Here is a 26,258-nt window from a genome sequence, read left to right on the forward strand (position 1 = left end):
GCCCCGCGGGCCGCCCGGTTGCGGCGCCCGCTGACACTTCGGCCAGGGGAGGACCAGTTGAGCTCGGTGATGACGACCGACGCGGTACCGGAGCACGAGCGGGTCGCCTTCTGGCGCGACGCGGTGGGCAGGGCGCTCGTACCGGTCGCCGTCGCCCCGCGCGCCGGTGCACCGTTCACCGGCACGATCGCCACCGACCGCCTCGGGTACCTCCGGGTCACCCGCATGGAGGCCGACGCCCAGCGGATCAGCCGCACCCCGGCGCTGATCGAGCGGTCGCCCGGTGACCTCCTCGCGTTCGCTCTCCAGGTGGCGGGCACGGCGGCCTTCGTCCAGGACGGCCGGCGGACCGAGGCGGGACCGGGCGACCTGGTGCTCCACGACACGGCCCGGCCGTACTCCTTCGTGCATCCCGGGCGGTTCACCGCGCATGTCTTCCTGCTGCCGCGCCACGTGCTGGGCGTCGCGGACGGCGACCTCAAGCTGGTCGCGGGCACCGCCATCGGCACCGGGCACGGGTTCGGCGCGGTGCTGCTGCCCTTCCTGGCCACGCTGGCCGCCTCGGCCCCCACCTACCGGCCGGCCGTCGCGGACCGCCTGGCCGGACACGTCGTCGACCTGTTCGCCACGCTGGTCGCCGACCGGGCCCAGTCGGCCGGCGCGGCCCCGGACGCGGCCCGTGACCACCTCGTGCGCAGCATTCGCGCCCACATCGACCGGCATCTCGGCGATCCCTCCCTCTCCCCCGACTCCATCGCCCGGGCCCACCACATCTCCGTGCGCTACCTGCACCGGCTGTTCGAGGGCGAGGACACCACCGTCGGCCGGCTCGTCCAGCGGCGGCGGCTGGAGGAGTGCGGGCGGGAGCTGGCCCGCCGGGGCCGGGTGACCCCCGCCGTCTCCGCGGTGGCCCAGCGCTGGGGATTCGTCAACGCCGCGCACTTCAGCCGCGTGTTCCGCGCCGCCTACGGGCTCTCCCCGCGGGAATGGCGCGAACTGGAGACACCCCGCCCCGACCGCTCCCCCGCCCCGGCACCCCGGTGAGCCGCCTGCCCCGAACCGCAGAGGGGGCGGAAGCCGGCGGGGGCGCCTACGACGGCCCCGGCGCCGGGATGCTTCTCGGGCGCGGCAAGGGGAGGCGTGCCGCTGGGGTTCGGTACGGGCGCGGCAAGCGGGGGGCGTGTCGTGCGGGCGTGCCGCTGTGGGTGCGGTACGGGGGTGGCCGCGGCGCCGGGGGCCGGCGACCGCTGTCGCCGGGCCGGGCCCGGGCGCGGGTGAGTGGCCCGGGCCGTGCGGGCGCGGGGGTGGTGCCGGGCCGGTTGCCGGGCAGGACGGTGGGGGTTACGGCGGGGGCTGGTCGGCGAGTCGGGCGCGGGCCAGGGCGACCCGTGCGGGGTCCGCGCCGGGGCCGAGGGCAACGCACCGCGTGAACATCTCGCGCGCCTCGTCGACGCGTCCGGTGCGCAGCAGGATGTCGCCGAGCGAGGTGAGGTAGCGGCTCTCCAGGGCGATGTTGCCGTCCGCCTGGCACAGGTCCACCGCGGTCCGCAGGCTGTCCAGCGCCTCGTCCCAGCGCCCCAGCCGGCCGAGGCTGAGCCCGATCCCCGCCGTCGCGCTGGCGCGGGCGAAGGCGGCGATGTGCGGTTCGACGCGGTCACCCGCCTCGTCCAGCCGGGCCAGGGTCTCCCGGTTGACCTCGATCGCCTCCAGGTCGTGTCCGGTGCCCCGCAGTTCCAGCGCGCGCCCCAGCATGGCCTGGAGCATGCCGTGCAGGTCCCCGCTCGCCCGGAACAGGGCGACGGCCTCGGTGATGTGCTCGCCCGCCGGGCCGTACTCGCCCAGCAGCCGGTGCGCCCAGCCGGCGTACTGGTGGGCCCAGGCCTGCTGCGTGAGGTCGCCGGCCCGCCGGGCCGCGGCGAGCGCGCGGGCGGAGTGGGCGAGGCTGTCGCGGGGCCTGCCCTCGCACAGCAGCACGGCCCAGGCGTGGTAGTTGAGCTGGGTCGCTTCGAGCAGCGGGTCGCCGAGCGCCGCGGCGGACCGGGCGGCGGTGCCGAAGACCTCCGGCCAGTGCCCCCAGAAGATCCACTGGTCGGAGAACCAGTGGAGGGCCTCGGCCACCTCGACGACGGTGGCGTGCGCGCCGTCCGCCGCCGCGGCCCGCAGGGCGGCCAGCCAGTTGGCGGCCTCGGCCTGGAGCCACTCGCGGGCCCTGTCCGCGCTGGTCAGGTCCACCGTGCCGCGCCAGGAGGCGGGCGGGGCCCCGTGGTCGGGTTCGTACCACCGGCCGGCCACGACGGCCGTCTCCAGCAGCCAGCCGTACACGGACCGGCGGGCCCGTTCGACGTCCTCGGCACTCTCCTCGGCGGCCAGGCGGCCCCGGCAGTACAGGGCGAGCAGGTCGTGCAGCCGGTAGCGGTCCCCGGCGGAGCCGAGCAGGCCCGCCTCGACGAGTTCCTCCAGGGTGTCCTCGGCGTCGTGGAGTTCCTGCCCGGTGAGCCGGGCGGCGCAGGCGGCGCCGACGTCCGGGCCGGGGACCAGGGACAGCCGCCGGTACAGGCGGGCGGCCGTCGGCGTGAGCTGCCGGTAGGACAGGTCGAAGGCGCCCGCCACCCGCACGTCCCCGGCGGACAGCGCGTCCAGGCGCCGTTCCTCGCGGGCCAGCCGGTCGGCGAGCCGGCGCACGCTCCAGCCGGTGCGGGTCGCGAGCCAGTTGCCCGCCACCCGCAGGGCCAGCGGGAGGTGTGCGCAGAGCCGGGCGACCTCGGCGAGGGCCTCCGGTTCGGCCGTCGCGCGTTCCGACCCGACGAGGGAGGCAAGCAGCGCGGCGGACTCGGCGGACCCGAGCCGGCCGAGCGGCAGCCGGTGCACGCCCTCCAGTCCGGTGAGCACGCGACGGCTCGTCACCAGCACCAGCGTGCCGCCCGAGCCGGGCAGCAGGGGGCGTACCTGCGCCTCGTCGCGGGCGTCGTCCAGCACCAGCAGGCAGCGGCGGTCGGCGAGGACCTGCCGGTAGACGGCGGGGTGCGACTGCGGTCCGGCCTTCGCCAGGTCGCGGTCGGGCACGCCGAGGGCCTTGAGCACCCGGACCATCAGCTCCGAGGGCTCCGGCGGGCTGTCCCCGGTCCCCCGCAGGTCCACCAGGAACTGGCCGTCCGGGAAGCGCCCGGCGAGGCGGCGGGCTGCGCGCAGGGCGAGGGTGGTCTTGCCCGTGCCGGGGGCTCCGTGCACGACGACGACGGGCGGCGCCTCGCCGGAGCCGGCCGCCGCCCCGGGCGCGCGGTCCCCGGTACCGTCCGCTCCGGGCGGCCCGGCGAGGTCCTCCAGGACGGTCAGCGCGTCCGCGCGGCCGACGAAGTCGTCGATGCCGCGCGGGAAGGAACGTACGCCGACGGGACTGTAGGCGGGGGTGCGTCCGGTCCGGGCGGCGGCGAGCAGGTCCTCCCGCTCGGTGTCGCCGAGGCCGAGCCCGTCCGCGAGCGCGGCCACCGTCCGCCGCTGCGGGGCGGCCCGCCGGCCGCGCTCCAGGTCGCCGATGCCGCGCACGCTGACCCCGGACGCCTCCGCCAGGGCCTCGATGGTCAGCGACCGCGCCAGCCGCAGTTCCCGCAGCAGTGCCCCGAACGCCGCCCCTCGTGCGGACACATCCGCCCCTTCCCGCGCAACTCTTGAACATTCTAGTAGCCGTGCCGTACGGCCGGTCCCGCGTCACCGGCCCCGCCCCGCTCACCCGAACGCCGCAACGGCGGCGGACCGCGCCCGGGCGGACGTGCCGCCCGCGCGCCCCGGCGCGTGCTCCGGGCGCCGGTTCGCCGCACCGGCCGCCGCGCTGCGCGCGCGGCCGGTGTACCGCATAGTGAACGAGGTGCGGGGCGAGGTGACGCCGCACGGCCCCGGACCGGGTCGGCCGGCTCGGCCGGGATCCGTCCGGCGGCGTCTTCGGCCCGGTGGGTGACGGGCGTCCGGGCGGCGTCGTCCGGTGCCGTCCCCCGTCGCCCCGACCACCACGGCTGCTTGGGACCACGCCGGCCCATGCGGGCCGTAACGACGCTGCGCACCGAGGAGGCTGTATGTCGTTCCAGGACCCGGCAGTGCCCGTATGCCCCTTCGACTTCGCCGACGCGCTGGACTACGACCCCTCGCTGGCCTCGCTGGCGCAGGACGGTCCGGTCAGCCGGATCCGGTTGCCCTACGGCGAGGCCGAGGCGTGGCTGGTGACCAGCTTCGCCGGCGTGCGTCAGGTGACGTGCGACCCTCGGTTCAGCCGGGCGGCGATCGTCGGCCGGGACTACCCGAGGATGACGCCTGAGCCCATCGTGTCCCCGGAGTCGATCAACGTGACGGACCCGCCGCACGCCACCCGGCTGCGGCACGTGGCGGCCCAGGCGTTCACCCGGGAGCGCGTGGCGGCCATGCGGCCGGCGGTGGACCGGGTGGTGGCCGGGCTGCTGACGGAGATGGCCGAGGCGGGGCCGCCCGCGGACCTGGTGACCCACCTCTCGGTGCCGGTGCCCCACCTGACGATCTGCGAGCTGCTCGCGGTCCCCGAGGCCGACCGGGACCATCTGCGCACGCTCACCATGCGGCTCCTGGCCACCTCGCCGGAGACCCGGAAGGACGCGGCCGACGCCAAGGCGGAACTGCGGTCGTACTTCGCCAAGCTGATCCCGGACCGGCGCGCCACCCCGGGTGAGGACCTGCTCAGCACGATGGCCCACGCCCCGGTCCCGGAGGGTGAGGAGCCGCTGAGCGACGACGAGCTGGCGGTGCTGGCCGTGACGCTCATCCTCAGCGGCAACGACACCGCGACCTGCCAGATCAGCAACATCGCCTACCTGCTGCTGACCCGGCCCGAGGACTGCGCCGCGCTGGCCCGCGACCCCGGCCGGCTCCCCGGCGCGCTGGAGGAGCTGCTGCGGTTCATCCCGTTCCGCAAGGGCGTGGGCATCCCGCGGATCGCGCTGGAGGACGCGGAGATCGAGGGCACCGCGATCCGCGCCGGCGATTACGTGCACGTGTCCTACCTCGCGGCCAACCGCGACCCGGCCGTCTTCCCCGATCCGCACACGCTCGACCTCGAACGGCCGGTGCGCCCGCACATGACGTTCGGCTGGGGCGGGCACCACTGCCTCGCCGCGCCGCTCGCCCGGGCCGAGCTGGACAGCGCGGTCACCGGCCTGCTGACCCGCTTCCCGGAGCTGCGCCTCGCCGTCGCGCCCGAGGACGTCGAGTGGGACGCCGGGACCATCCGCCGCTTCCCCGTGCGCCTGCCGGTCGTCTGGTGACGCCGTGTGGGGCCGGGCCGGGCGGCCCGGCCCCACATGACGTCGGAGCACATGGCGTCGGAGCACGCGGCGCGGGGCCGGGCGCCGGCGCCGCTGTCCGCGACCCGGGCGCCCGGCCCCGCGGAGCCGTCCCGCGCCGTCGTGACGTACGGGAACGGCTCGGGACGCGCCCCGGACGCCACCCGCCCGGCCGCTGGACCATCCGCTGTCCACCGGACGGTGGGCACGGCCTCCCGGGCGCGCGGCCCGGCCGGTGGGGTCCCGTCGGGTCCCGCCCGGCCGGGCCGCCCCCGCGCCGCCCCGGGTCAGCCCCGCGGGCCGGCCGGCCGGGTGCGGAAGCGCCGGTACAGCACCGTTCCAGCCAGCAGCGACGCCGCGCCCGCGGCGGCCGCCACCCAGGTGCCGTCCGCTCCGGTCCGGGCGAGCGTGCCGGTCGTCCGCGGCGGCACGACGGACGGCACCGGCACCGGCTCCGGCTGCGGCCGGGTCGCGGGCGTGTCGTGGTGCGCCGGCGGCACGACCCGCGCGGGCGGCTCGGGCGCCGGCGACTCCGGCGACGCCGGCGGCCGGGACGACGGGCGCTGCGGCGTGGGCGCCGGAACCGGCGCGTCGGAACGCCCGTGCGACGTGTTCACGGACGTGTTGCCGAAGACGGGGTTGGCCACGCCCACCACGTCGACGCTGTTGCCGCTGACGTTCGCGGGCAGATCCACCGGCAACTGGACGACGTTGCCGGAGACGACGCCCGGTGAGTTCTGCGCGGCGCCCACCGCCTCGGCCCCGCCGCCGGACCGCCCGGCGCCGCCGCCCGTGTTGGCGCAGCCGTTGCCGAACGCCGGGTTGAGCAGACCGACCACGTTCACGGTGTTCCCGCACGCGTTCACCGGGATGTGCACCGGCAACTGGACGCCGTTGCCGGAAAGCAACCCGGGCGAGCCGCCCGCGGTACCGGTCGCGGCGGAGTCGGCGTGCACCGGCCCCGCGACTGCCATCGCGCCGGAGGCGGCGGCGATGGCGATCACACTGTTTCGGGTAGCCCGTTTCATGGGGTTCCCTGCCCTTCAAATACACGGTCGCGGGCACTCGCCCGCACCCGGTGAAACGCGTGTGAAACCAATCAAGTTATGGCTTTTCAGTCTTTTGCCGGTAAGAGAGGCGGGCCCGCGCGCCGGGCGGGGCCGTGCCGCGCCCCGCGGATGGCCGAGTGTGCCGCAGCGGCGGAGCCGGGGAACTGGTAGCTCTCGGTAGGGCACCCGCTGCCGGAACCGATCGATCCGGAACCGACCGAGACGAGGAGCGATGGCGACCACCGTACGAGGCGCCGAGGCCGGCGCCGCACCCGCGAGCCTGCAACTGCCGGGAATCCTGTTGGGGGTGGGGCTCGGCGGATTCGTCGACGGCATCCTCCTGCACCAGCTCCTCCAGTGGCACCACATGCTCACCGGCACCGACCACGACCGCATCGGGGTCCGGTACTACGACCCGGACACCGTCTCCGGGCTGCGGATGAACACCGTGTGGGACGGCGTCTTCCACACCGTCTGCTGGCTGGCGGTCCTGATCGGGCTCGCCGTCCTGTACGCCCGGGTGACCACGGGCCGGCGGCGGGTGTGGGCGTCGCGGGTGCTGTGGGGGTGGATCCTGGTCGGCTGGGGCCTGTTCAACCTGGTGGAGGGCCTGCTCGACCACCAGATCCTGGGCATCCACCATGTGCACGGCGGCCCGTACCGGCTCTGGTGGGACATGGGCTTCCTGGTCCTCGGCGTCCTGCTGCTGGCCAGCGGCCACCTGCTCCGGCGCGGCGGGCGGGCGTTCGACCCGGTGGCGCCCGGCGCCGGACGGGACGGGCGGCCCGTGTGATGGACCACCCCATGACGCACGCCCCGCACCAGGCGGGCGGGGGCGCGGCGGAGTTCGTGCTGCCGGCCCTGCTCCTGCTGGCCTGCGCGGCGGCCCGGCTGCTGCTGGAGCGCGGGGCGCGCCGCCGGAATCCGGCGCGGGCACCGCGCCCGTGGCGGACCGTCTCCTTCTGCGCGGGCCTCGCCCTGCTGGCGGTGGCGCTGCTGCCCCCGGTGGCGACCCTCGCGCACCACGACTTCCGCGGCCACATGGCGCAGCACATGCTCATCGGGATGTACGCCCCGCTCGCCCTCGTGCTCGGCGCCCCGGTCACCCTCCTGCTGCGCGCCCTGCCCGCCTCCCGCGCCCGGCGGCTCACCGCCGTGCTGCACAGCGGCCCGGCCCGGCTGCTCGCGCACCCGGTGACCGCCCTGGTGCTGTCCGCCGGGAGCCTGCCGGTGCTGTACTTCACGCCGCTCTACGAGAGCGCCGCGGCCCATCCCGCCGGACACTGGCTGCTGCACGCGCACTTCCTGCTGTCGGGGTGCCTGTTCGCGCACTCCGTCGCCGGCCCCGACCCCGCGCCCGGCCGGCCCGGGGTCCGGGCCCGGCTGGTCTGCCTGGGGTGCGCCATCGCGGTGCACGCGGTCACGGCGCAGTTGCTGTACGGCGGCTTCCGGGTGGACGTGCACGCTCCCGTCGCCCAGGTGCAGGGCGGCGCGGAGATCATGTACTACGGCGGCGACATCGCCGAACTCCTCCTGGCGGCTGCGCTGGTGGCCACCTGGCGCCCCGCGCGCCGCACGGCCCGGGACGGGGTGCGGGCCGCCGCGGACCGCGGCCCGGGCAGCGCCGGGCGACAGCCTCCACAAGTAGTGGAATATTGAACTACTGGTCGTGGTTGTGGCCCGCGAAGGAGGTCACCAGTGGAGACGCGAGTGGAGACCATGTACTACGACCACGGCACCCCCGCCGACCGATGGGAGCGCGCGCGGTCGTATTTCGACGCGAAGGACTACGCGGGTGCGGCCCGGGTGCTGTCCCGGCTGGTCGAGGAGGTGCCGGAGCAGACCGGACCCCGGCTGCTGCTGGCCCGTGCCTACTACCACTCGGCCCAGCTCCGCCGCGCCGAGGCCGAGCTGCGGACCATCGTGGAGCGGGACCCCGTGGAGCACTACGCCCGGCTGATGCTGGGCCGCACCCTCGAACGGCAGGCCCGGCACGAGGAGGCGGAGCGGCACCTGCGGATCGCCTCGGCGCTCGCGGGTGACTTCCCGGAGGAGTGAGACGGCGGCCGTCCGGCCCGGTTCCCCGTGCGGGGGCCGGGCCGGACGCGTGTCAGGCCCCCGGGTTCACAGCGGGGTCGCCGCGTGCAGGACGAGGAACAGGGTGACGGCCGAGTTCGCCGACGACATCGCGGACACCACCGCCCCCGCGGCGGCGCCCCACGCGGCCAGGCCGACGGAGGTGAACGCCGGCGGCCAGGTGCGCGCCACCGGCGCGGGGCCGAGCAGGGCGGCCACCCGGCGCGGGACCGGACCGGTCGCGGCCAGCGCGGCGAGGGTCGGCACCGGAGTGCTCGGGGACAGCAGGGCCGCCTTGCCGATGGCGCGGGCGACGGTGGGCCGGTCGCCCACCGCGCGGGCCGCCTCCTCGTCCGCCCACCGCTCGGCGGTGTAGACGACGGCGGTGCGCAGCGGGCGCAGGAAGGGGTTGGCGCGGGCGGCCAGGTGCGCGGCGAGCAGGTGGCGGTGGTGCCGGGCGGCCAGGTGGGCGCGCTCGTGCGCGAACAGGGCGCGCCGCTCGGCGGGGGCGAGACCGGCCAGCAGTGCCGTGGTGACGACGATCCGGCCCCGGCCGCCGGGCAGCGCGTACGCGTACGGCGTGCTGTCGGGCAGGACCGCCACCGTGGGCGCCGGGATCCCGGCCAGGGCCCGGCGGACGCCCCGGGTGACCCGGTGGTGCCGCCACAGGGTGCGGGCGCAGGCGGCGGCGACCACGGCGAGCGCGGGGATGGCGACCCGCCCGGCCACCTCGTCGTACGGTACGGCGGCCCGCACCTCGGGGTCGGACCAGCGGTCCGGCAGCGGGTTACCGGGCAGTTGCGCGGTGCCGACCACCATGAGCAGGGCCAGGCACAGGGTGCTGCACACGGCCATGACGACGGCGACCGCGGTCAGCAGCCGGGTCGCGGTGCGCGGGTGCAGCCGTGTCTCGGCGAGCCGCGCGACCGGCCACGCGGACAGCGGCAGCACCAGCGGCAGGAAGACGAAGAGTCCCATGTGCCGTCAGCCCGCCGTACCGCCGGGGTCCGTGTCCGGGGTGTCGAGCAGGGCCCGCAGCACCTGTTCGTCGCCCGGCGGCAGCGCGGTCACGAAGCTGGCCAGGACCGCCTCGCGGTCCCGTTCCCCGTCCAGCAGGCGGCGCATGCGCAGGGCGGCCAGCCGGGCCACGTCGGCCGTCGGCGTCCACACGAAGGACCGGCCCTGCCGTTCCCGGGCGACGACGTCCTTGGCGAGCAGCCGCGTCAGGATGGTGACGACGGTGGTGTAGGCGAGGTCGCCGCCGAGGCGTTCCTGCACCCAGGCCGCGGTGACCGGCCCGTCCGCCTCGCGCAGCGCGCCGAGCACCTGCCCCTCCAGTTCGCCCTGGCCGCGCCGCCGGGCCCGGCCGTCTTCCCGCGCCATCGCCCCGCCCCCTTCTCCCGCGGCCCGCCTCCGAGGCGCCTGCCGGTGTGTCGCCCCACGCTACTTCACCCCGCCGCCCTGCCGCGGGGCGAGGCACAAGGAGAAGACGTGCCGCGGGCGAGGCACAAGAAGAAGAAAGGAGAAGAGAGGAGGGCTGCCGGGCGGTGGCGCGGGAGGCGGCGGGCGGGCGTGGCATGCTGACGCGATGGCACCTCCCCGTGATGACACACCGCTCGCCGAGCGGGTCGAGGAACTCCTCGCCGCCGGCGGCCCCCTGCCCATCGTCGCGGCCGGCCGGCCCGTGCTGCGGCGCGGCACCGAGCCGTACGACGGCCAGCTCGGCCCCGCGCTGCTGGCCCGGTTCGTCGAGGCCCTGCGCGTCACCATGCACGCGGCCCCCGGTGTGGGCCTGGCCGCGCCGCAGGTCGGGGTGGCGCTCAGGATCGCGGTGATCGAGGACCCGGCGCCGGTGCCCGAGGAGGTGGCGGCCGCCCGGGGCCGTGTCCCGCAGCCGTTCCGGGTGCTGGTCAACCCGGCGTACGAGCCGGTCGGCCCCGCCCGGGCCGCGTTCTACGAGGGCTGCCTGAGCGTGCCGGGCTGGCAGGCGGTGGTGGCCCGGCACGCCGAGGTGCGGCTGCGCGGCGAGGACGAGCGGGGCCGCGCGCTGGACGAGGTGTTCTCGGGCTGGCCCGCCCGGATCGTCCAGCACGAGACGGACCACCTCGACGGCACCCTGTACCTGGACCGCGCGGAACTGCGCTCGCTGTCGACGAACGAGGCCGTGGCGGCGCTGTGGGGCCGGCCGACACCGGAGGCGGCGGCCGAGGCCCTCGGCTTCGAACTCCCCTGATACGCCCGTCAGTTGTCCCGGTACGCCTCCAACAGCCGCAGCCACACCTCGCTCAGCGTCGGGTACGAGGGGACGGCGTGCCAGAGCCGGTCGAGCGGGACCCGGCCCACGACCGCGACGGTGGCCGAGTGGATGAGCTCGCCGACGCCGGGGCCGACGAAGGTGACCCCGCGCAGGATCTCGTCCTCCAGGTCCACCACCATGCGGGCGCGGCCCTTGTAGCCGTCGCCGTACAGGGCGGCCCCGGCGACGGAGGAGAACTCGACGTCGACGGCGCGGACCCGGTGGCCGGCCTGTTCCGCCTCGGCGAGCGAGAGCCCGACCGCGGCGGCCTCGGGATCGGTGAAGACGACCTGGGGTACGGCCTCGTGGTCGGCGGTGGCGGCGTGGGCGCCCCAGGGCTCCGCGAGTAGGGGGTCGCCGGCGGCCCGGGCGGCGATGGCGGCGCCCGCGATGCGGGCCTGGTACTTGCCCTGGTGGGTGAGGAGCGCCCGGTGGTTGACGTCGCCGACCGCGTACAGCCAGTCGGTGCCGGTGACGCGGAGGCTGTCGTCGACGTCCAGCCAGGAGCCGGGTTCCAGGCCGACGCTCTCCAGGCCGAGGTCGCCGGTGTGCGGGACGCGGCCCGTGGCGAAGAGGATCTCGTCGGCCTCGATCCGGTCGCCCGCGGAGGTGACGGCCACGACCGTGCCGTCCTCCCGGGTGACGGACTCCACGGAGGTGCCGGTGCGCACGTCGACGCCCGCGTCGGCGAGGGCCTCGGCGACCAGTTCCCCGGCGAACGGCTCCATGCGGTTCAGCAGGCCCTTGCCGCGGACCAGCATGACGACCCGGGAGCCGAGGGCCTGCCAGGCGGTGGCCATCTCCGTGGCGACGACACCGCCGCCGACCACGATCAGCCGGCCGGGCGCGGCCTCGGCGCTGGTCGCCTCGCGGCTGGTCCAGGGCCGCACCGCGGCGAGACCGGGCAGGTCGGGCAGTTGGGCACGGGTGCCGGTGCAGACGGCGACGGCCTGCCGGGCGGTGAGGGTGGTGACCGTGCCGTCGGGGCCGGTGACGGTGACCGTGCGGGGGCCCGCCAGCCGGCCATGGCCGCGGTACAGGTCGGCGCCCGTACCCGCCAGCCAGGCGACCTGGCCGTCGTCCTTCCAGTGGGAGGTGAAGTCGTCCCGGCGGGCCAACACGGCCGGGGTGTCGAGCGGCCCCCGCACCGCCTGGGCGAGGCCGGGCAGGCGGCGGGCGTCGGCCTGGGTCATCACCGGCCTGAGCAGGGCCTTGCTGGGCATGCAGGCCCAGTACGAGCATTCGCCGCCGAGCAGTTCGCCCTCCACTACCGCGGTGCTGAGACCTGCCGCGCGCGTGCGGTCGGCGACGTTCTCCCCCACCGGCCCGCCCCCGATCACCACGACGTCGTACGCGATGGATTCCGTTTCCGTCATGGGGTCAGTCTGGTGGGTGGTGTGTGCGTCGGCCACATGGGTACGCGCGCGGAACACCAGGCGTGCACGGGTGGAATAGCCGGACCGGCAGCCGTGTTTCCGCCGTCGGCACACCCCCACACCAGGAAGAGGGAATCACGCCATGAGCAGCACCGTGGAGCTGACCAAGGAGAACTTCGACGAGCTGGTCTCCGGGAACGAGTTCGTTCTCATCGACTTCTGGGCGTCCTGGTGCGGGCCCTGCCGGCAGTTCGCGCCCGTCTACGAGAAGGCCGCCGAGGAGAACCCGGACCTGGTGTTCGGCAAGGTGGACACCGAGGCGCAGCCGGAGCTGGCCGCGGCCTTCGGAATCTCGTCGATCCCGACCCTGATGATCGTCCGCGACCAGGTGGCCGTGTTCTCCCAGCCGGGCGCGCTGCCCGCGCCGGTCTTCGCGGACCTGATCGAGCAGGCCCGCAAGCTGGACATGGACGAGGTCCGCAAGAGCATCGACGCCCAGCAGGGCCAGCCGCAGGAGTAGGCGGCGGCGACACGGCGCCGGGCGCGGGACCGGCTCAGCTGGACTCGCGCCGCACCACCGAGGCCCCGAGGACGGTGTGCACCTCCGGTTCGCCGCCGGGGTCGCGCACCGCGCGGTCGACCAGTTCGGCGAGGGCGCGGCCCGAGGGCAGCTCGATGCGGACCGTGCTGAGCCGGGGCCGCAGCAGCCTGCCGAGCATGGTGTCGTCGGCGCCGAGCACGGCGACGTCCTCGGGGATGCGCAGGCCCTCGTCCTGGAGGGCGCGCATCAGCAGCATGGCGTACTCGTCGTTGAAGGCGAACACCGCGTCCGGGCCGGTGCCGCTCCAGCGCGCGGCCAGTTCGGCGGCGGCCTCCTCGGTGTAGGCGAGGGGCAGTTCCGTGACGGTGGCGCCGGTGCCGCGCAGCGCCTCGCGCACTCCGGCGAGCCGGGGCAGCGCGTAGTCCGCCAGGCCCGGCTCCTCGGGGACGACGACACCGATACGGCGGCGGCCCCGCGCGTACAGGTGGCTGCCCGCGCAGCGGCCGACCGCGTCGTGGTCCATCAGCAGGGCGTGCGCGCCCTCGACGCGGCCGGGGCCGACGGTGACCACGGCCCGGGCACCGGCCCGCTTGAGGACGGCGACGCCCTGCGGGCCGAGGCCGGCACCGGGCACGAGTACGGCGACGGGCCGCAGCTCGGCCCAGGCACGGGCCGCCTCGTCGCCGCCGAGGCCCACGCTGCCGTACTGGACGACGGTGTAGTCCAGGCGGCCGAGCGCCCCCTGGAGTTCGGTGAGGAATCCGCCGTAGAGCCGGCCCACCGGGACGGCCGGGGCGGGCATCAGGACCAGGCGGCTGTGTCCGGCGCGCAGGGTGCGGGCGGCGGCGTGCGGGACGTAGCCCAGTTCCCGGGCGGCCTCGTGCACACGGCGGCGGGTCGCTTCGCTGATGCGTACCGCGCTGTTGTTGAGGACGTAGGAGACGGTCGCGCGCGAGACGCCGGCCAGGCGGGCCACGTCCGCACTCGTGGGCGTATTCGGTATCTGCACCATGACAGACCGCATCTTGGCAGAGGCCCCGGAGCGCGGGGCGGCCGGGGCGATGTGGTTCATCGTTCGACCACACGGCGTCCCCACGGCCGGCGGGCGCTGCGCGGCGGACGCCCCGCGGGGCCGGTGGCGGTGTGCGGGGCCACGGCGGAAGTCCGGGCGGACCGGTGCGGGCGGGCCCCACCCGGCGATGCCGGTGCGACGCCTCCGCGGTCCCGGTGCGACGCCTCCGCGGTCGCAGTGCGGCGCCTCCGACGGTCTCAGCCCGGCGGCTGCGTGCCCGTGATCCGGGCGACGAGGTCGAGCCAGCCGGCCTCCAGCCGCTCCATGGGCGTCCCGCACTGCCGGGTCAGGTGGTGGATCAGCGCCGGGTCCAGCGAGGCCAGCAGGGCGTGGGCCAGCAGGTCGCAGTCGGCGCCGGGCACGATCTGCCGGAGCAGCATCGCGACGTGCGTGTGCAGCGTCCCGGCCGCCGGGTGGGCGAACCGGCGGGTCGGTTCCGGCTGGGCGGCCAGTTGCAGATCGAGCTGCTCGGCGGAGCGGTGGAGCACCGCGACCCCGAACGCCCGCAGCCGCTCCAGGGGCGGCGCGCCGGGGCCGAGCGGCGGCGGGCCGCTCAGGAAGTCGGCCTGGAGCTGCCGGGCCGAGTGGTCGAGCAGGGCCATCAGCAGACCGGTGCGGTCGCCGAAGCGGCGGAAGACGGTGCCCTTGCCCACCTCGGCCGCCGCGGCCACCGCCTCCATCGTCACGCCGGCCACCCCGTGCTCGGCGATCAGCCGGGTGGCGGCCTCCAGCAGCCGGGCCCGGTTCCGGGCCGCGTCGGCGCGCAGGCAGGGCTCGTCGGACGGCTTCCCGACCTCCAGGAGACGTGGTTGCCCCAGAGGCTCCTGGGGCTTGGGAAAGGGCGGCAGGGCGCGGGACATGAACACAGCGTAAAGCAATGAACACGGTGTCAAGCCCCGGGAAGAAAACTGGACCGTGGTCCGGTTATGGTGGTACATATTTAAACGGACCCCGGTCCGGATCGTGCCACCGCGTCTTTCAGTCCCCCTTGGAGTTCCCCATGTCTGTTCGCATCCTCGCGCTCGTCGGCAGCCTGCGCGCCGGCTCGCACAACCGGCAGCTCGCCGAGGCCGCCGTCAAGCTCGCCCCGGAGGGTGCCGAGGTCGTGCTGTACGAGGGCCTGGCCGACGTGCCCTTCTACAACGAGGACCTCGACGTGGAGGGCAGCGTCCCGGACGCCGCCGTGAAGCTGCGGGAGGTCGCCCTGGCCGCCGACGCCTTCCTCCTCTTCTCCCCCGAGTACAACGGCACGATCCCGGCCGTGCTGAAGAACGCCATCGACTGGCTGTCCCGCCCGTTCGGCGCCGGCGCCTTCGGCGGCAAGCCCGTCGCCGTGGTCGGCACCGCCTTCGGCCAGTACGGCGGCGTGTGGGCCCAGGACGACACCCGCAAGGCCGTGGGCATCGCCGGCGGCAAGGTCGTCGAGGACATCAAGCTGGCCATCCCCGGCTCCGTCACCCGCTTCGCCGAGACCCACCCGGTCGACGACGCCGAGGTCGCCGCGCAGCTGACCGAGGTCGTGGCCCGTCTGCACGGCAACGTGGGCGCGGCCGCCTGAGCCGGACACCTCCCGTGACGGGGGCCGGAGCCGACAAGGGCTCCGGCCCCCGCGGTGCGTCCGCGCCCGCTCCGGCGACACGCGGGTCTCGGGCGGCCGGGCGGGGGCCGTCCGTCCGTCTCCGCGCCGCGTGGGCCGGGCCCCGCGCACTGGGTACCCGGGTGACCGGGCGGCACGGCCCGGGCGAGGTGCGGGACGCGACCGGCTCATCCGCCCGCGGACCTGCCGGGACGCCGGTGAAAGCGGTGGTCGCACGCGGGGCCGGACGGGGTAGTCGGTGCGTGACCCGCACGGCCGGCACGCTCCGCGCCACCCCGGCCTCGGGCCGTCCCGGCGCGCGACCGGACGCCGGACGACTCACGGAAGGAGAGGCCATGCACCTGGACCCGCCCCCGCTGGACCGGGAACTAGCCGCCGCGCTCGAACAGTTCCGGGACGCGATCGGCCCCGGTTTCACCCTGGCCGACCTCCCGGCCGCCCGGCGGGACGCGTCCGTCGAACTGCTCGACCTCAGCGTGGACGGCCGTTTCGTGACCGAGGACCGCAGGGTGCCGGGACCCGAGGACGCGCCCGATGTCCCCCTCCTCATCTGCCGCCCGGCGTCCGCGCCCGCCACGGCGTCGCTGCCGGTGCTCTACCACGCGCACGGCGGCGGAATGATGGCCGGCACCAACCGCGCCGGCGTGACCGAACCCCTGACCTGGGCGCGCGAGCTGAACGCGGTCGTGGTGTCGGTGGAGTACCGGCTCGCACCCGAGCACCCGTACCCGGCGCCGGTCGAGGACGCCTACGCCGGACTGCTCTGGACGGCGGAGCACGCCCCGGAGATCGGCGGCGACCCGGACCGGATCGTCGTGACCGGCTCCAGCGCGGGCGGCGGCCTCAGCGCGGCGATCGCCCTGCTCAGCCGCGACCGGCGGGGACCGGGCCTCCTCGGCCAACTGCTGATGAGCCCGATGCTGGACGACCGCAACGACACCTTCTCCAGCCGCCAGATGGCCGGGGTGGCCGTGTGGGACCGCAGCGCGAACGAGACCGCCTGGAAGGCCCTGCTCGGCGACAGCCGCGGCGCCCCCGGGGTCTCCCCCTACGCCGCCCCCGCCCGCGCCACCGACCTGTCCGGCCTGCCCCCGGCCTTCCTCGACGTCGGCTCCGCCGAGACGTTCCGCGACGAGGTGGCCGGCTACGCGTCCCGCATCTGGCAGTCGGGCGGGGTGGCCGAACTCCACGTCTGGCCGGGCGGGTGCCACGGCTTCGACGCCCTCGCCCCGGACGCGGCCCTGTCCCGCGCGGCCCGCGCGGCCCGGGTGGGGTGGCTGCGGCGGCTGCTTGCGGAGTGAGGGCCCCGGTGCCCGCGCCGCCTCCCCGCACAAGCCGGTGCGGGAACCGTGCGCACGCCCCCACCCGGACGCCATCGTTCGGTAGACCTCGTGCCCGGAGCTTCCCGGAGGTGCTCGCCCATGACGCCCGACCGAACCGCGGGGCTCGCGGAGCTCCGACGCGCCCTGGCCGGCGGGGAGGTGACCTCCCGCGCGCTGGTGGAGCGGTCCCTGGCCCGGATCGAGGCCACGCAGCCGGTCCTGAACGCCTTCCGGACCGTCCGCGCCGAGGCCGCCCTCGCGGAAGCGGACGCCGCCGACCGGGAGCTGGCCGACGGCGCCCGGCGCCCGCTGCTGGGGGTGCCGGTGGCGGTGAAGGACGACATGGACGTGGCCGGCGAGCCGACGGCCTTCGGCTGTTCCGGGGTCTTCCCGCCGGTGGCCGCGGACGGGGAGGCGGTACGGCGGCTGCGCGCGGCCGGCGCGGTGATCGTCGGCAAGACCAACACCTGCGAGCTGGGGCAGTGGCCGTTCACCGAGGGGCCCGCGTTCGGTGAGACCCGCAACCCCTGGCACACCGGGCACACGCCCGGCGGCTCCTCCGGCGGTTCGGCCGCCGCGGTCGCCGCCGGACTGGTCCCGGCCGCGCTCGGCTCCGACGGCGCGGGCTCGGTGCGCATCCCGGCCGCCTGGACCCATCTGATCGGCATCAAGCCGCAGCGCGGGCGGATCTCGACCTGGCCGCTCGGCGAGTCCTTCCACGGCATCACGGTCCACGGGCCCCTCGCCCGCACGGTCGCCGACGCGGCCCTGTTACTGGACGCGGCGAGCGGCAACCACGACCGGGACCCGCACCGGCCGCCCACGCTCACGGTGGCGGACGCGGCCGGCCGCGACCCCGGACGGCTGCGGATCGCGCTGTCCCTGAAGCCGCCGTTCACCGCCGTGCCGGCCCGGCTGCACCCGGAGGTCCGCGCCCGGGTCGTCGCACTCGCCGGGAAGCTGGCCGCGGCGGGGCACACCGTCGAGGAGGCCGACCCGCCCTACGGGCGGATCGGGCTGGCGTTCCTGCCCCGGGCCACCGCCGGGATCGCCGACCGGGCCCGCGAGGTCCCCGACCCCGCGCTGCTCGACCCCCGCACCCGGGGCGCGGCCAGGCTCGGCCGGCTGCTGGGCGGGGCTCCGCTGCGGGCGGCCCGGCGCGCCGAGGCGGTGCTGCACCGGCGGATCGGCGGGTTCTTCCGGTCGTACGACGTCGTCCTCGCGCCGACGACGGCCACGCCCCCGCCACCGGTCGGCGCCTTCGCCCGGCTCGGCGGGCTGGCCACGGACCGCGCCGTCATCGCCGCCTGCCCGTACGCCTGGCCGTGGAACGTGCTGGGCTGGCCGGCGGTGAACGTCCCCGCCGGGTTCACCGCCGGCGGGCTCCCGGTCGGCGCGCAACTGCTCGGCCCGGCCTGCGGCGAACCGCTCCTCGTGTCCCTGGCCGCACAACTGGAGGCGGAGCTGCGCTGGCACGAGCGGTGGCCACCACGGACGGAGGCCACGGCCCACCCGGCCGCGTGACGCTCCACCGCCGCTGCGGCGGGTCGTGTGCGGCCCGCCCTGGAGAGGCGCTCGCAGGCAAGCGCGGGGAGGAACGCACCTCGCGCCCGCGGGGCAGGGTCATGCCCCCGGCGGAAGGCCCGCACGGCCCGCGCGCGGCCGGTTCTCACGCGTCCTGCCCGGGGTGATCGTAGGATCCACGGGCAGTGAGCAGGGACACGACGCGTGAGCCGAGGGGAACACCGGATGACATCGCCGTTCACGGCCGGCAGCGGGCCGGTGGCGGAGCCGCACGTGCTGTGCGACGCCCGCGCGCTGGCCGGGGCGCCGCCGGTGCCGGGCGGGGTGCTGTGGAAACTGGCCGAGAGCGGCCGCCAGCTCGACGCGAACGTGGTCCGGCTGGCCCCGGGCGCCCGGGTCCCGGTCCACACCGAGGCGCACCTGGACGTCCTGGTCATGGTCGTCGCCGGGGACGGCGTGCTCGGCAAGGGCACACCGGAGGCGGAGGAACCGCTCGCCGAGGGCTTCCTGGTCTGGCTGCCGCGCGGCGCATCGCGGAGCATCGCAGCCGGTGCGGCCGGGCTGACCTACCTGACCGTGCACGGCCGGCGCCCCGGCATGCGGATCGGCACGCGCCCCGCCGGGGGACCGGACGGCCCCGGCGCCGCACCGCGCTGACGGCCCCGCGAGACACCGGCCGCGGGGGCGCGTCGTACGGTCCTTCAGGGTGCCCGGGTGAGCACGTTCACCGAAGACGACGTCCCCGGCCGGTACGGCCCGCACGCCACCACCGAGGCGGACCCGCACGCCGTCGGGCGGGTGCGCACCGAGTACTCCCCCGCTCATGACGGCGACCCGGGCCCGGGCGAAGTCGTCTGGACCTGGGTGCCGTTCGAGGAGAAGGACGGCCAAGGCAAGGACCGTCCGGTGCTCGTCGTGGCCCGGGAGGCGGCCGGCACCCTCCTCGCCGTCCGGCTCTCCAGCAAGCGGCACGACGAGGACCGGGAGTGGGTGGCGATGGGCAGCGGACCCTGGGACCGCTCGGGCCGCGACTCGTGGGTGGCCGTGGACCGGGTGCTGCGGCTGCACGCGCAGGGCATGCGCCGGGAGGCGTGCGCGCTGGACCGGACCCGCTTCGACCTGGTCCGGCGGCGGCTGCACGAGCGCTACGGCTGGACCTGACCGCCCCGCGCCGCCCCCGCCACCGGGGCCGGCCCGCCCGGTGTTTGCGGGAACGCCCGCGCGAACGCCTCCCGCACCACCGCCCCCGGCGTCCGGTCGAGCACGCCGAACACCACGTGGCCGAAGGAGTGCGCGAACCGGCCGCCCGGTCCGAGCGCCGCGCGGAAGGCGGCGGCTACCTGCGCCGGGTCGTTGCCGAAGACCCCGCAGCCCCAGGCGCCGAGCACCAGTCGCCGGTAGCCGTGGGCCGCGGCCGTCTCCAGCACCCGCTCCGCCCGGACGGCGAGGGCTCCGGGCAGCTCCGCGGCGCGCTCGGGTGCCGTGCGCCGGACCACGCCCGCGTTGGGGGCGGCGGCCGTCAGGAAGCCCGCGAGGTACGGCTCGGGCAGCAGCCGGCCCCGGTCGTCGCGGAAGACGGGGACGGCCGGGGAGTGGATCACCCGGTCCGAGTAGAACGGGTCGCGGTGGGCGCGGTGGTGGTCGTAGAAGCCGCGGGCCGTCCGCACGCACGCGTACAGCGCGGAGGCGCGGCACAGCGCCTCCTCCTGGGCCTGCGCGCCGTTGAGGTAGCCGCCGCCCGGGTTGCGGGCCGAGGCGAAGTTCAGGACGGCCACGGGTGCGCCGGCCAGCCGGCGCGCCGCCTCCAGGCTGCTCTCACCGGTGACCTCGACGACCGCGCCGCTCCCGGCGGCCGGCGCCGGCGGCACCGCGACCGGTGCCGGGCCCGACATCCGGGTGCCGGTCCGGGCGGCGTCCACCGCCGCGGCGATCGACACCTCCCGGCCGTCCGGCGCCCGGTACCGGCCCGCGGCCACGATCCGCTCCGTCTCGGCGGCGATCCCGCGCAGGCGCGCGCTCACGGCGCCACCCCCGTGGGCGCCGTGGCCGCGTCCCGCGCGGTCTCCCCCGTCGTGCTCATACGGGCATCCTGGGTGATGCTGGTGGGGCGGTGCAACGTGGTTTCCGTGCCCCCCGGGGACGCCCCCGGGCGCGCCGGCGGACGGATTTTCCGGACCCGGAACGTCCCGGCGGGCACCCTTGTGCGAATGCGGGGAAGGGTCTTGGGTGGAGCGAGTGCCGGCCCCGCGCACACGCGGGACCGGTGGCATGGCGGAACCTCAGGAGGATCCCAGACATGTCCGATACGCACAGCGACGGTGGTGACTGTACGGAACACCGCACCGCCGTCACCGAAGCCGAGGTGGAGGCCCTGGTCCGGGGCATCTGCTTCAAGACCGGACCGCCCCGCACCCTCGGTGTCGAGCTGGAGTGGCTCGTCCACCCGGCCGACCTGCCGCACCTCCCCGTCACCCCCGAACGACTCGAAGCGGCCTACGCCCGGTTGCGGACCGTACCCCTGGCGTCGGCGCTCACCGTCGAACCCGGCGGCCAGCTGGAGCTGAGCTCGCCGCCCGCCGCCTCCCTCATGGAGTGCGTCGACACCGTCTCCGCCGACCTGGACGCCGTCCGGGGCGTCCTGGCCGAGGACGGTCTGCGACTCGCCGGCATCGGCCACGACCCGTGGCACACACCCCGCAGGTTCCTGCACGAGCCGCGTTACGACGCCATGGAGACCTGCCTGGACCGCACCGGACCGGCCGGCCGGCACATGATGTGCACCTCGGCCTCCGTCCAGGTCTGCGTGGACGCCGGCCACGAGGAGCCCGGCCCGCTGGGGTACGTGCGCCGCTGGTGGCTGGCGCACCACCTGGGCGCGGTCCTGGTGGCCGCGTTCGCCAACTCGCCGCTGCTGGGCCGGCTGCCCACGGGCTGGCAGTCCACCCGCCAGCTGATGTGGACGGAGATCGGCGCCGGCCGGGCCGGCGGGCCCCCGCTGGACGGTGCGCCCCGGGCCGCCTGGGCCCGGCACGTGCTGGACTCGCCGGTGATGTGCGTGCGCGGCGACGACACCCCCTGGGAGGTGCCCGAGGGGCTCACCTTCCGGGAGTGGACCCGTACGCACGCGCCCAGGCCGCCCACCCGGGCGGACCTGGACTACCACCTGACCACGCTGTTCCCGCCGGTCCGGCCGCGCGGTCACCTGGAGCTGCGGATGATCGACGCGCAGCCCGGCGAGGACGGCTGGCTGGTGCCGCTGGCGGTGACGGCGGCGCTGTTCGACGACCCGGAGGCCGCCGAGCGGGCCTACCGGACCGTGAAACCGCTCGCCGAGCGCACGCGGAACCTGCCCGCCCCGCACAACCCGCTGTGGGCCGACGCGGCCCGGCACGGACTGGCCGACCCGGAGCTGCGCGACGCCGCCGACGGCTGCTTCGCGGCGGCCCTGGAGGCGCTGCCCCGGCTCGGCGCCGCCACCCGGATCGTCGACGCCGTCGCGGCCCACCGGGACCGCTACGTCTCCCGGGGCCGCTGCCCGGCCGACGACCTCCTCGACCGGCCGCCCGCCCCGCACGCGCACCCGGCCGGGGACCCGTCATCCGCTCACCGGAGGAAGGACATCCGCACATGACCGCCCCGGAGACCGACGCCCCGACCGCCGAGACGGACGTCGAAACCCTGCGCGAGCGCGCGGTGGCCTCCCTCACCGCCGCCCGCGACCGCACCGCGCTGCTGACCGACTGCGTCGACGGGCCCGACCTCACCGCCCAGCACTCGCCGCTGATGTCGCCGCTGGTGTGGGACCTGGCGCACATCGGCAACCAGGAGGAGCTGTGGCTGCTCCGGGCGGTCGGCGGCCGGGAGGCGATGCGCCCAGAGATAGACAGCCTGTACGACGCCTTCGAGCACCCGCGGGCCGAGCGCCCCTCGCTGCCGCTGCTGGCGCCCGCCGAGGCCCGGCGGTACGCGGCCGAGGTGCGCGGCCGGGCGCTGGACCTGCTGGCGGCGGCGGACTTCCGGGGCACCCGGCTCACCGAGGCCGGTTTCGCCTTCGGGATGGTCGCCCAGCACGAACAGCAGCACGACGAGACCATGCTGATCACCCATCAGCTCAGGAAGGGACCGCGGGTCCTGACCGCACCGGACCCCGAGCCGGCCCCGCCGTTCACCGGCCCGGCCGAAGTCCTGGTCCCCGGTGGCCCGTTCACCATGGGCACCTCCACCGAGCCCTGGGCGCTGGACAACGAACGCCCGGCGCACACCCGCGAGGTGGAGCCCTTCCGGATCGACACGACACCGGTGACGAACGCCGCGTACCAGGCGTTCATCGAGGACGGCGGCTACGACACCGAGCGCTGGTGGGCGCCGGAGGGCTGGTCGCACATCAGGCAGCACGCCGTCACCGCCCCGCTGTTCTGGCGGCGGGACGGCGGCCAGTGGCTGCGGCGCCGGTTCGGGGTCACCGAGCCGGTCCCGCCGGACGAGCCGGTGCTGCACGTGTCCTGGTACGAGGCGGACGCCTACGCCCGCTGGGCCGGGCGGCGGCTGCCCACCGAGACGGAGTGGGAGAAGGCGGCCCGCTTCGACCCGGCCACCGGCCGCTCCCGGCGCTACCCCTGGGGCGACGCCGATCCGGGGCCCGAGCACGCCAATCTGGGCCAGCGGCACCTCGGCCCGGCGCCGGCCGGCAGCTACCCGGCGGGCGAGTCGCCGCTCGGGGTACGGCAGTTGATCGGGGACGTGTGGGAGTGGACGGCGAGCGACTTCCTGCCGTACCCCGGTTTCCGGGTCTTCCCGTACAAGGAGTACTCGGAGGTGTTCTTCGGTCCCGAGTACAAGGTGCTGCGCGGCGGCTCCTTCGCCGTGGACCCGGTGGCCTGCCGGGGCACGTTCCGCAACTGGGACTACCCGATCCGGCGGCAGATCTTCTCCGGGTTCCGCACCGCCCGCTCGGAGACCGTCTGATGTGCCGTCACCTCGCCTACGTGGGGCCGGCCGAGCCGCTCGGCCGGCTCCTGACGGAGCCCCCGCACAGCCTGGTGCGGCAGTCCTGGGCGCCGCGCCGGCAGCGGCACGGCACGGTGAACGCCGACGGCTTCGGGGTCGGCTGGTACGCGCCGGAGGACCCGGCGCCGGCCCGCTACCGGCGGGCCGGGCCGATCTGGGCCGACCTGTCCTTCGCCGACCTGGCGCGCGTGGTGCGCTCGGAGGCCGTGCTCGCGGCCGTCCGGGACGCGACCCTCGCGGGGGCGGACGCCGAGGCCGCGGCGGCGCCGTTCGCGGCCGGGCGGTGGCTGTTCAGCCACAACGGCGCGGTCGCGGGCTGGCCGGACTCCGCGGCGCCCCTGGTGTCCGCGCTGCCGCCGGTCGACCTGCTGTCGCTCCAGGCCCGCAACGACTCGGCGTTCGTCTGGGCGCTGGTCCTGCACCGGCTGCGCCGGGGCGACCCACCGGACGCGGCCCTGGGCGGGCCGGTGCGCCGGCTGGCGCGGGCCGCGCCCGCCTCCCGTCTCAACCTGCTGCTGACCGACGGGGAGACGATCGCCGCCACCGCCTGGGGCGACTCCCTCTGGTACCGCACGGAACCCGGCCGGGGCACGGTCGTCGCCTCCGAACCGTACGACGACGACCCGCTCTGGCAGGAGGTTCCCGACCGCACCGTGCTCACCGCGAGCCGCACCGGCGTGCTGCTCGCCCCGCTTCAGGATCTGGAGGATCCGGCGGACGTACCCCCGAAGGAGCCCTGCCGTTGAGCCCCCTGCACGTCACCCGTACCCTCCCCGAGGACGCGACGGACGCCGCGCTGCGCGCCGACGTCCGCGACGGCCTCACCGCCACCCCCAAGCGGCTGCCGCCCAAGTGGTTCTACGACGCCCGCGGCAGCGAGCTGTTCGAGCGGATCACCGAACTGCCCGAGTACTACCCCACGCGCGCCGAGCGGGAGATCCTCGCCACCCGGTCCGGTGAGATCGCCGCCGCCGGGGGCGCCCGCACCCTGGTGGAACTGGGTTCGGGCTCCTCGGAGAAGACCCGCCACCTGCTGACGGCGCTCACCTCGCTCGCCGCCTACGTCCCGGTGGACGTCAGCGAGAGCGCCCTCGTGCAGGCCGGCCGGTCCCTCGTCGGGGAACGCCCGGATCTGGAGGTGCACGCCCTGATCGCCGACTTCACCGCGCCGCTGACCCTGCCCGGTACGCCGGGGCCCCGGCTGGTGGCGTTCCTCGGCGGCACGATCGGCAACCTGCTGCCCGGCGAACGCACCCGGTTCCTCGCCTCCGTGCGGTCACTGCTCGCCCCCGGCGACGCCCTGCTGCTCGGCACCGACCTGGTCAAGGACGAGCGGGTGCTGGTCCGGGCCTACGACGACGCGGCGGGCGTGACGGCCGCGTTCAACAAGAACGTGCTGGCCGTGATCAACCGCGAACTGGGCGCCGACTTCGACCTTGACGCGTTCGAGCACGTGGCCCGGTGGGACGCCGAACGGGAGTGGATCGAGATGCGGCTGCGCTCCCGGACCGCCCAGACGGTGAAGGTGCCCGCCCTGGACCTGGCCGTGGAGTTCGCGGCGGGCGAGGAGCTGCGCACGGAGGTGTCGGCCAAGTTCCGGCGGGAGGGGGTGGCCGCCGAACTCGCCGCCGCCGGCCTGGAGACGACCCACTGGTGGACGGACGGCCAGGACCGTTTCGCGCTGTCGCTGAGCGTGGCGCGGTGACCCGCCGGACGGCTCAGCGGACGTCCGGGACGAGCGCCTCGGTGATCTTCCGCGAGGCGCGGCGCGCCTCGGTCGCCGGGTCCGCGCCGCCCAGCACCCGGGTCATGTACTGCTTGATCGGGTTGTCGGCCTCGACGTCGGTCCACTGAGGTGTGGTGGGGGTCGCCCGTCCGTGTGCCGCGCCCGCGGCCATGGCGGCGACCCCCTCCTCACTCGCGACCGCGCTCGCCAGCGTGGTCTTGTTGGGCACGTAGTTCATGGTGCGGGCGAGTTCGGTGTCCCACTTGGCGCCGGTGAGCGCGCCCACGACGGTGGTCGCGGCGAACTGGTCGTCGGTGTTCTGCGGGACGACCAGGTCGGAGCCGCCGGTGAAGACGGCGCCGGGCCGGCCGGCGGTGCGGCCGGGCACGGGGAAGAAGCCCAGCTTGTCCTTGAGGGCCGGGTTCTGCTGGAAGACGGACTGCACGAGACCGGGTACGGCGATGATCTGCGCGACCTTGCCGCGGGCGAAGATCCCGGCCTGCGGCGGGTGCTGCTCGTCGGCGTTCACCGGGCCGTCGCCCAGTGCCTGGAGCCGCCGGTAGAAGTCCATGCCGCGCAGCGCCTCGGGGCTGTCCAGGGCGCCGCGCCACTCGTGGTCCTTCTCCTCGGCCAGCTCGCCGCCCTCCTCCCAGATGAACCCGGAGAGGGTGTACCAGTCCTGGCCGGCCAGGTAGATGCCCTGGTTGCCGCCCGAGTCGAGCTTCTCGGTGTCGGTGAGCCACTCCTCGCGGGTCCTCGGCGGGCGGCTGATCCCGGCCTGCTCGAAGAGGTCCTTGCGGTAGATGACGACCCGGCTGGCCGCGTACCAGGGGATGCCGTACTGCTTGTTGCCGTCCTTGCCGGGCTGGGCGAGGCCGGGCAGCCACTTGTCCTTGCCCCAGTCCCGCATGGACTCCAGGGTGAGGTCCGCGAGCCGGCCGCCGTCGGCGTACAGCGGCACCTGGGTGTTGCCGACCTCGATGACGTCCGGGCCGTCGCCGGAGTGGCCCTTGAGCGCGGTGCGGACCTTCTCCACGATGCCGGTCCACTCCTGGATGCGGATGTCCAGGCGCAGGTCGTCATGGGTGCGTTCGAAGTCCTCGGTGAAACGCTGGAGGAACTCCTTGGAGGCGCTGTCCTTCATCAGCCACACGGTGACGGTCTTGCGCTCGGTGTCGCCGGGAAGCAGCCCGCAGCCGCTGACGAGGGAGCCGGTGACACAGATGAGGGCAAGCAGGCGACGTCTCACGAGGGGTCCTGTTCTGTCTGGCTGGGTGCTGGCACAGGGGGGATGGGCCCGACGTGGGGGGAAGCGCACTGGCTCGTACGGGTGTGGTGGGATTTTGGTATGTACCAATGCTTAGGTCAAGCG

Annotated in this window: 25 protein-coding genes; 16 read left to right on the forward strand and 9 right to left on the reverse strand. The window is 75.9% G+C overall.

The annotated features are described in order from the left end of the window. The first annotated feature begins 57 nt into the window (after nt 1-57). On the forward strand, nt 58-1,044 hold the full coding sequence (locus ACZ4K2_RS01305) for an AraC-like ligand-binding domain-containing protein (protein ID WP_467472668.1): 987 nt from the start codon (nt 58-60) through the stop codon (nt 1,042-1,044). A gap of 297 nt (nt 1,045-1,341) precedes the next feature. Here ACZ4K2_RS01305 and ACZ4K2_RS01310 read toward each other — a convergent pair whose 3' ends face one another. Beyond that, a complete protein-coding gene (locus ACZ4K2_RS01310; protein ID WP_467472667.1) occupies nt 1,342-3,642 on the reverse strand; it encodes an ATP-binding protein in 2,301 nt (766 codons plus the stop codon). Nucleotides 3,643-4,067: 425 nt separating this feature from the next. Between ACZ4K2_RS01310 and ACZ4K2_RS01315 the strand changes: the two genes are divergently transcribed. Then, nucleotides 4,068-5,282: a cytochrome P450 gene (locus ACZ4K2_RS01315; protein ID WP_467472666.1), complete on the forward strand. Its 1,215-nt coding sequence runs from the start codon at nt 4,068-4,070 to the stop codon at nt 5,280-5,282. A gap of 305 nt (nt 5,283-5,587) precedes the next feature. Here the strand turns inward: ACZ4K2_RS01315 and ACZ4K2_RS01320 are convergent, their stop codons facing one another. Continuing rightward, the gene (locus ACZ4K2_RS01320; protein ID WP_467472663.1) at nt 5,588-6,328 is read right to left on the reverse strand and encodes a chaplin; all 741 of its coding nucleotides are present in this window, start codon (nt 6,326-6,328) and stop codon (nt 5,588-5,590) included. Nucleotides 6,329-6,581: 253 nt separating this feature from the next. On the opposite strand from ACZ4K2_RS01320, the gene ACZ4K2_RS01325 reads away from it, so the two are divergent. The 3 genes from ACZ4K2_RS01325 to ACZ4K2_RS01335 are packed head-to-tail and all read left to right on the forward strand — an operon-like array spanning nt 6,582 to nt 8,407. Further along, complete coding sequence (locus tag ACZ4K2_RS01325; RefSeq protein ID WP_467472661.1) at nt 6,582-7,142, forward strand: DUF2243 domain-containing protein; 561 nt, start codon at nt 6,582-6,584, stop codon at nt 7,140-7,142. 11 nt (nt 7,143-7,153) lie between these two features. After that, nucleotides 7,154-8,008, forward strand: a complete 855-nt coding sequence (locus tag ACZ4K2_RS01330) for a cytochrome c oxidase assembly protein (RefSeq protein ID WP_467472659.1) — start codon at nt 7,154-7,156, stop codon at nt 8,006-8,008. Between the two features lie 51 nt (nt 8,009-8,059). Next, entirely contained in the window at nt 8,060-8,407 is a 348-nt protein-coding gene (locus ACZ4K2_RS01335; RefSeq protein ID WP_467472829.1) for a tetratricopeptide repeat protein, read from the forward strand. Nucleotides 8,408-8,473: 66 nt separating this feature from the next. Here the strand turns inward: ACZ4K2_RS01335 and ACZ4K2_RS01340 are convergent, their stop codons facing one another. Next, nucleotides 8,474-9,403, reverse strand: coding sequence for a M56 family metallopeptidase (locus ACZ4K2_RS01340; protein ID WP_467472658.1), 930 nt, complete (start codon nt 9,401-9,403; stop codon nt 8,474-8,476). 6 nt (nt 9,404-9,409) lie between these two features. Next, nucleotides 9,410-9,808 (reverse strand): BlaI/MecI/CopY family transcriptional regulator, encoded by a 399-nt coding sequence (locus tag ACZ4K2_RS01345; protein WP_467472656.1) that lies wholly within the window; start codon nt 9,806-9,808, stop codon nt 9,410-9,412. Nucleotides 9,809-10,013: 205 nt separating this feature from the next. On the opposite strand from ACZ4K2_RS01345, the gene ACZ4K2_RS01350 reads away from it, so the two are divergent. Beyond that, a complete protein-coding gene (locus tag ACZ4K2_RS01350; protein ID WP_467472654.1) occupies nt 10,014-10,658 on the forward strand; it encodes a peptide deformylase in 645 nt (214 codons plus the stop codon). Nucleotides 10,659-10,666: 8 nt separating this feature from the next. Here the strand turns inward: ACZ4K2_RS01350 and ACZ4K2_RS01355 are convergent, their stop codons facing one another. Continuing rightward, nucleotides 10,667-12,097, reverse strand: coding sequence for a dihydrolipoyl dehydrogenase family protein (locus ACZ4K2_RS01355; RefSeq protein WP_467472651.1), 1,431 nt, complete (start codon nt 12,095-12,097; stop codon nt 10,667-10,669). Nucleotides 12,098-12,239: 142 nt separating this feature from the next. Between ACZ4K2_RS01355 and trxA the strand changes: the two genes are divergently transcribed. Continuing rightward, complete coding sequence (gene trxA, locus ACZ4K2_RS01360) at nt 12,240-12,617, forward strand: thioredoxin (RefSeq protein ID WP_467472649.1); 378 nt, start codon at nt 12,240-12,242, stop codon at nt 12,615-12,617. Between the two features lie 34 nt (nt 12,618-12,651). Here trxA and ACZ4K2_RS01365 read toward each other — a convergent pair whose 3' ends face one another. Beyond that, nucleotides 12,652-13,662, reverse strand: coding sequence for a LacI family DNA-binding transcriptional regulator (locus tag ACZ4K2_RS01365; protein ID WP_467472827.1), 1,011 nt, complete (start codon nt 13,660-13,662; stop codon nt 12,652-12,654). A gap of 245 nt (nt 13,663-13,907) precedes the next feature. Further along, nucleotides 13,908-14,588 (reverse strand): TetR/AcrR family transcriptional regulator, encoded by a 681-nt coding sequence (locus tag ACZ4K2_RS01370; RefSeq protein WP_467472646.1) that lies wholly within the window; start codon nt 14,586-14,588, stop codon nt 13,908-13,910. A gap of 122 nt (nt 14,589-14,710) precedes the next feature. Here ACZ4K2_RS01370 and ACZ4K2_RS01375 point away from each other — a divergent pair, with 122 nt between their 5' ends. The 5 genes from ACZ4K2_RS01375 to ACZ4K2_RS01395 all read left to right on the forward strand — a co-directional run bounded on the left by ACZ4K2_RS01375 (nt 14,711) and on the right by ACZ4K2_RS01395 (nt 19,314). Continuing rightward, nucleotides 14,711-15,268 (forward strand): NAD(P)H-dependent oxidoreductase, encoded by a 558-nt coding sequence (locus ACZ4K2_RS01375; protein WP_467472644.1) that lies wholly within the window; start codon nt 14,711-14,713, stop codon nt 15,266-15,268. 374 nt (nt 15,269-15,642) lie between these two features. Then, nucleotides 15,643-16,608: an alpha/beta hydrolase gene (locus ACZ4K2_RS01380; protein WP_467472643.1), complete on the forward strand. Its 966-nt coding sequence runs from the start codon at nt 15,643-15,645 to the stop codon at nt 16,606-16,608. A 120-nt stretch (nt 16,609-16,728) separates the two neighbouring features. After that, nucleotides 16,729-18,153 carry an amidase gene (locus tag ACZ4K2_RS01385; protein WP_467472641.1) on the forward strand — a complete coding sequence of 475 codons (1,425 nt, stop codon included), beginning with the start codon at nt 16,729-16,731 and terminating at the stop codon, nt 18,151-18,153. A gap of 225 nt (nt 18,154-18,378) precedes the next feature. Continuing rightward, nucleotides 18,379-18,810: a cupin domain-containing protein gene (locus ACZ4K2_RS01390; protein ID WP_467472639.1), complete on the forward strand. Its 432-nt coding sequence runs from the start codon at nt 18,379-18,381 to the stop codon at nt 18,808-18,810. A gap of 57 nt (nt 18,811-18,867) precedes the next feature. After that, complete coding sequence (locus tag ACZ4K2_RS01395; RefSeq protein ID WP_467472638.1) at nt 18,868-19,314, forward strand: type II toxin-antitoxin system PemK/MazF family toxin; 447 nt, start codon at nt 18,868-18,870, stop codon at nt 19,312-19,314. Here ACZ4K2_RS01395 and ACZ4K2_RS01400 read toward each other — a convergent pair. Continuing rightward, nucleotides 19,299-20,174, reverse strand: coding sequence for a TIGR02452 family protein (locus ACZ4K2_RS01400; protein ID WP_467472636.1), 876 nt, complete (start codon nt 20,172-20,174; stop codon nt 19,299-19,301). The genes ACZ4K2_RS01395 and ACZ4K2_RS01400 overlap by 16 nt on opposite strands. A gap of 275 nt (nt 20,175-20,449) precedes the next feature. On the opposite strand from ACZ4K2_RS01400, the gene egtA reads away from it, so the two are divergent. Genes egtA through egtD form a run of 4 tightly spaced genes read left to right on the forward strand, consistent with a single transcriptional unit; the run spans nt 20,450 to nt 24,865 of the window. Then, a complete protein-coding gene (gene egtA / locus ACZ4K2_RS01405; protein WP_467472633.1) occupies nt 20,450-21,784 on the forward strand; it encodes an ergothioneine biosynthesis glutamate--cysteine ligase EgtA in 1,335 nt (444 codons plus the stop codon). Continuing rightward, entirely contained in the window at nt 21,781-23,118 is a 1,338-nt protein-coding gene (gene egtB, locus ACZ4K2_RS01410) for an ergothioneine biosynthesis protein EgtB (RefSeq protein WP_467472630.1), read from the forward strand. The genes egtA and egtB overlap by 4 nt, the downstream gene beginning before the upstream one ends. After that, nucleotides 23,118-23,906, forward strand: a complete 789-nt coding sequence (gene egtC / locus ACZ4K2_RS01415) for an ergothioneine biosynthesis protein EgtC (protein WP_467472628.1) — start codon at nt 23,118-23,120, stop codon at nt 23,904-23,906. Before egtB ends, egtC begins: the two co-directional genes overlap by 1 nt. Continuing rightward, nucleotides 23,903-24,865, forward strand: coding sequence for an L-histidine N(alpha)-methyltransferase (gene egtD / locus ACZ4K2_RS01420; protein ID WP_467472626.1), 963 nt, complete (start codon nt 23,903-23,905; stop codon nt 24,863-24,865). Before egtC ends, egtD begins: the two co-directional genes overlap by 4 nt. Before the next feature lie 13 nt (nt 24,866-24,878). Here the strand turns inward: egtD and ACZ4K2_RS01425 are convergent, their stop codons facing one another. Beyond that, entirely contained in the window at nt 24,879-26,135 is a 1,257-nt protein-coding gene (locus ACZ4K2_RS01425) for an extracellular solute-binding protein (RefSeq protein ID WP_467472624.1), read from the reverse strand. Between the last annotated feature and the right edge of the window lie 123 nt (nt 26,136-26,258).

The organism is Streptomyces sp. NPDC025833 (assembly GCF_055558055.1).

Bases quoted from the DNA above. Each gene is read 5' to 3' on its own strand.
- ACZ4K2_RS01340 (WP_467472658.1), bottom strand. From the start codon at position 9,403: ATGGGACTCTTCGTCTTCCTGCCGCTGGTGCTGCCGCTGTCCGCGTGG.
- ACZ4K2_RS01350 (WP_467472654.1), top strand. From the start codon at position 10,014: ATGGCACCTCCCCGTGATGACACACCGCTCGCCGAGCGGGTCGAGGAA.
- ACZ4K2_RS01355 (WP_467472651.1), bottom strand. From the start codon at position 12,097: ATGACGGAAACGGAATCCATCGCGTACGACGTCGTGGTGATCGGGGGC.
- ACZ4K2_RS01320 (WP_467472663.1), bottom strand. From the start codon at position 6,328: ATGAAACGGGCTACCCGAAACAGTGTGATCGCCATCGCCGCCGCCTCC.
- egtC (WP_467472628.1), top strand. From the start codon at position 23,118: ATGTGCCGTCACCTCGCCTACGTGGGGCCGGCCGAGCCGCTCGGCCGG.
- ACZ4K2_RS01385 (WP_467472641.1), top strand. From the start codon at position 16,729: ATGACGCCCGACCGAACCGCGGGGCTCGCGGAGCTCCGACGCGCCCTG.
- egtA (WP_467472633.1), top strand. From the start codon at position 20,450: ATGTCCGATACGCACAGCGACGGTGGTGACTGTACGGAACACCGCACC.
- ACZ4K2_RS01375 (WP_467472644.1), top strand. From the start codon at position 14,711: ATGTCTGTTCGCATCCTCGCGCTCGTCGGCAGCCTGCGCGCCGGCTCG.
- ACZ4K2_RS01365 (WP_467472827.1), bottom strand. From the start codon at position 13,662: ATGCGGTCTGTCATGGTGCAGATACCGAATACGCCCACGAGTGCGGAC.
- ACZ4K2_RS01330 (WP_467472659.1), top strand. From the start codon at position 7,154: ATGACGCACGCCCCGCACCAGGCGGGCGGGGGCGCGGCGGAGTTCGTG.
- ACZ4K2_RS01325 (WP_467472661.1), top strand. From the start codon at position 6,582: ATGGCGACCACCGTACGAGGCGCCGAGGCCGGCGCCGCACCCGCGAGC.
- trxA (WP_467472649.1), top strand. From the start codon at position 12,240: ATGAGCAGCACCGTGGAGCTGACCAAGGAGAACTTCGACGAGCTGGTC.
- ACZ4K2_RS01315 (WP_467472666.1), top strand. From the start codon at position 4,068: ATGTCGTTCCAGGACCCGGCAGTGCCCGTATGCCCCTTCGACTTCGCC.
- egtB (WP_467472630.1), top strand. From the start codon at position 21,781: ATGACCGCCCCGGAGACCGACGCCCCGACCGCCGAGACGGACGTCGAA.
- ACZ4K2_RS01380 (WP_467472643.1), top strand. From the start codon at position 15,643: ATGCACCTGGACCCGCCCCCGCTGGACCGGGAACTAGCCGCCGCGCTC.
- ACZ4K2_RS01390 (WP_467472639.1), top strand. From the start codon at position 18,379: ATGACATCGCCGTTCACGGCCGGCAGCGGGCCGGTGGCGGAGCCGCAC.
- ACZ4K2_RS01345 (WP_467472656.1), bottom strand. From the start codon at position 9,808: ATGGCGCGGGAAGACGGCCGGGCCCGGCGGCGCGGCCAGGGCGAACTG.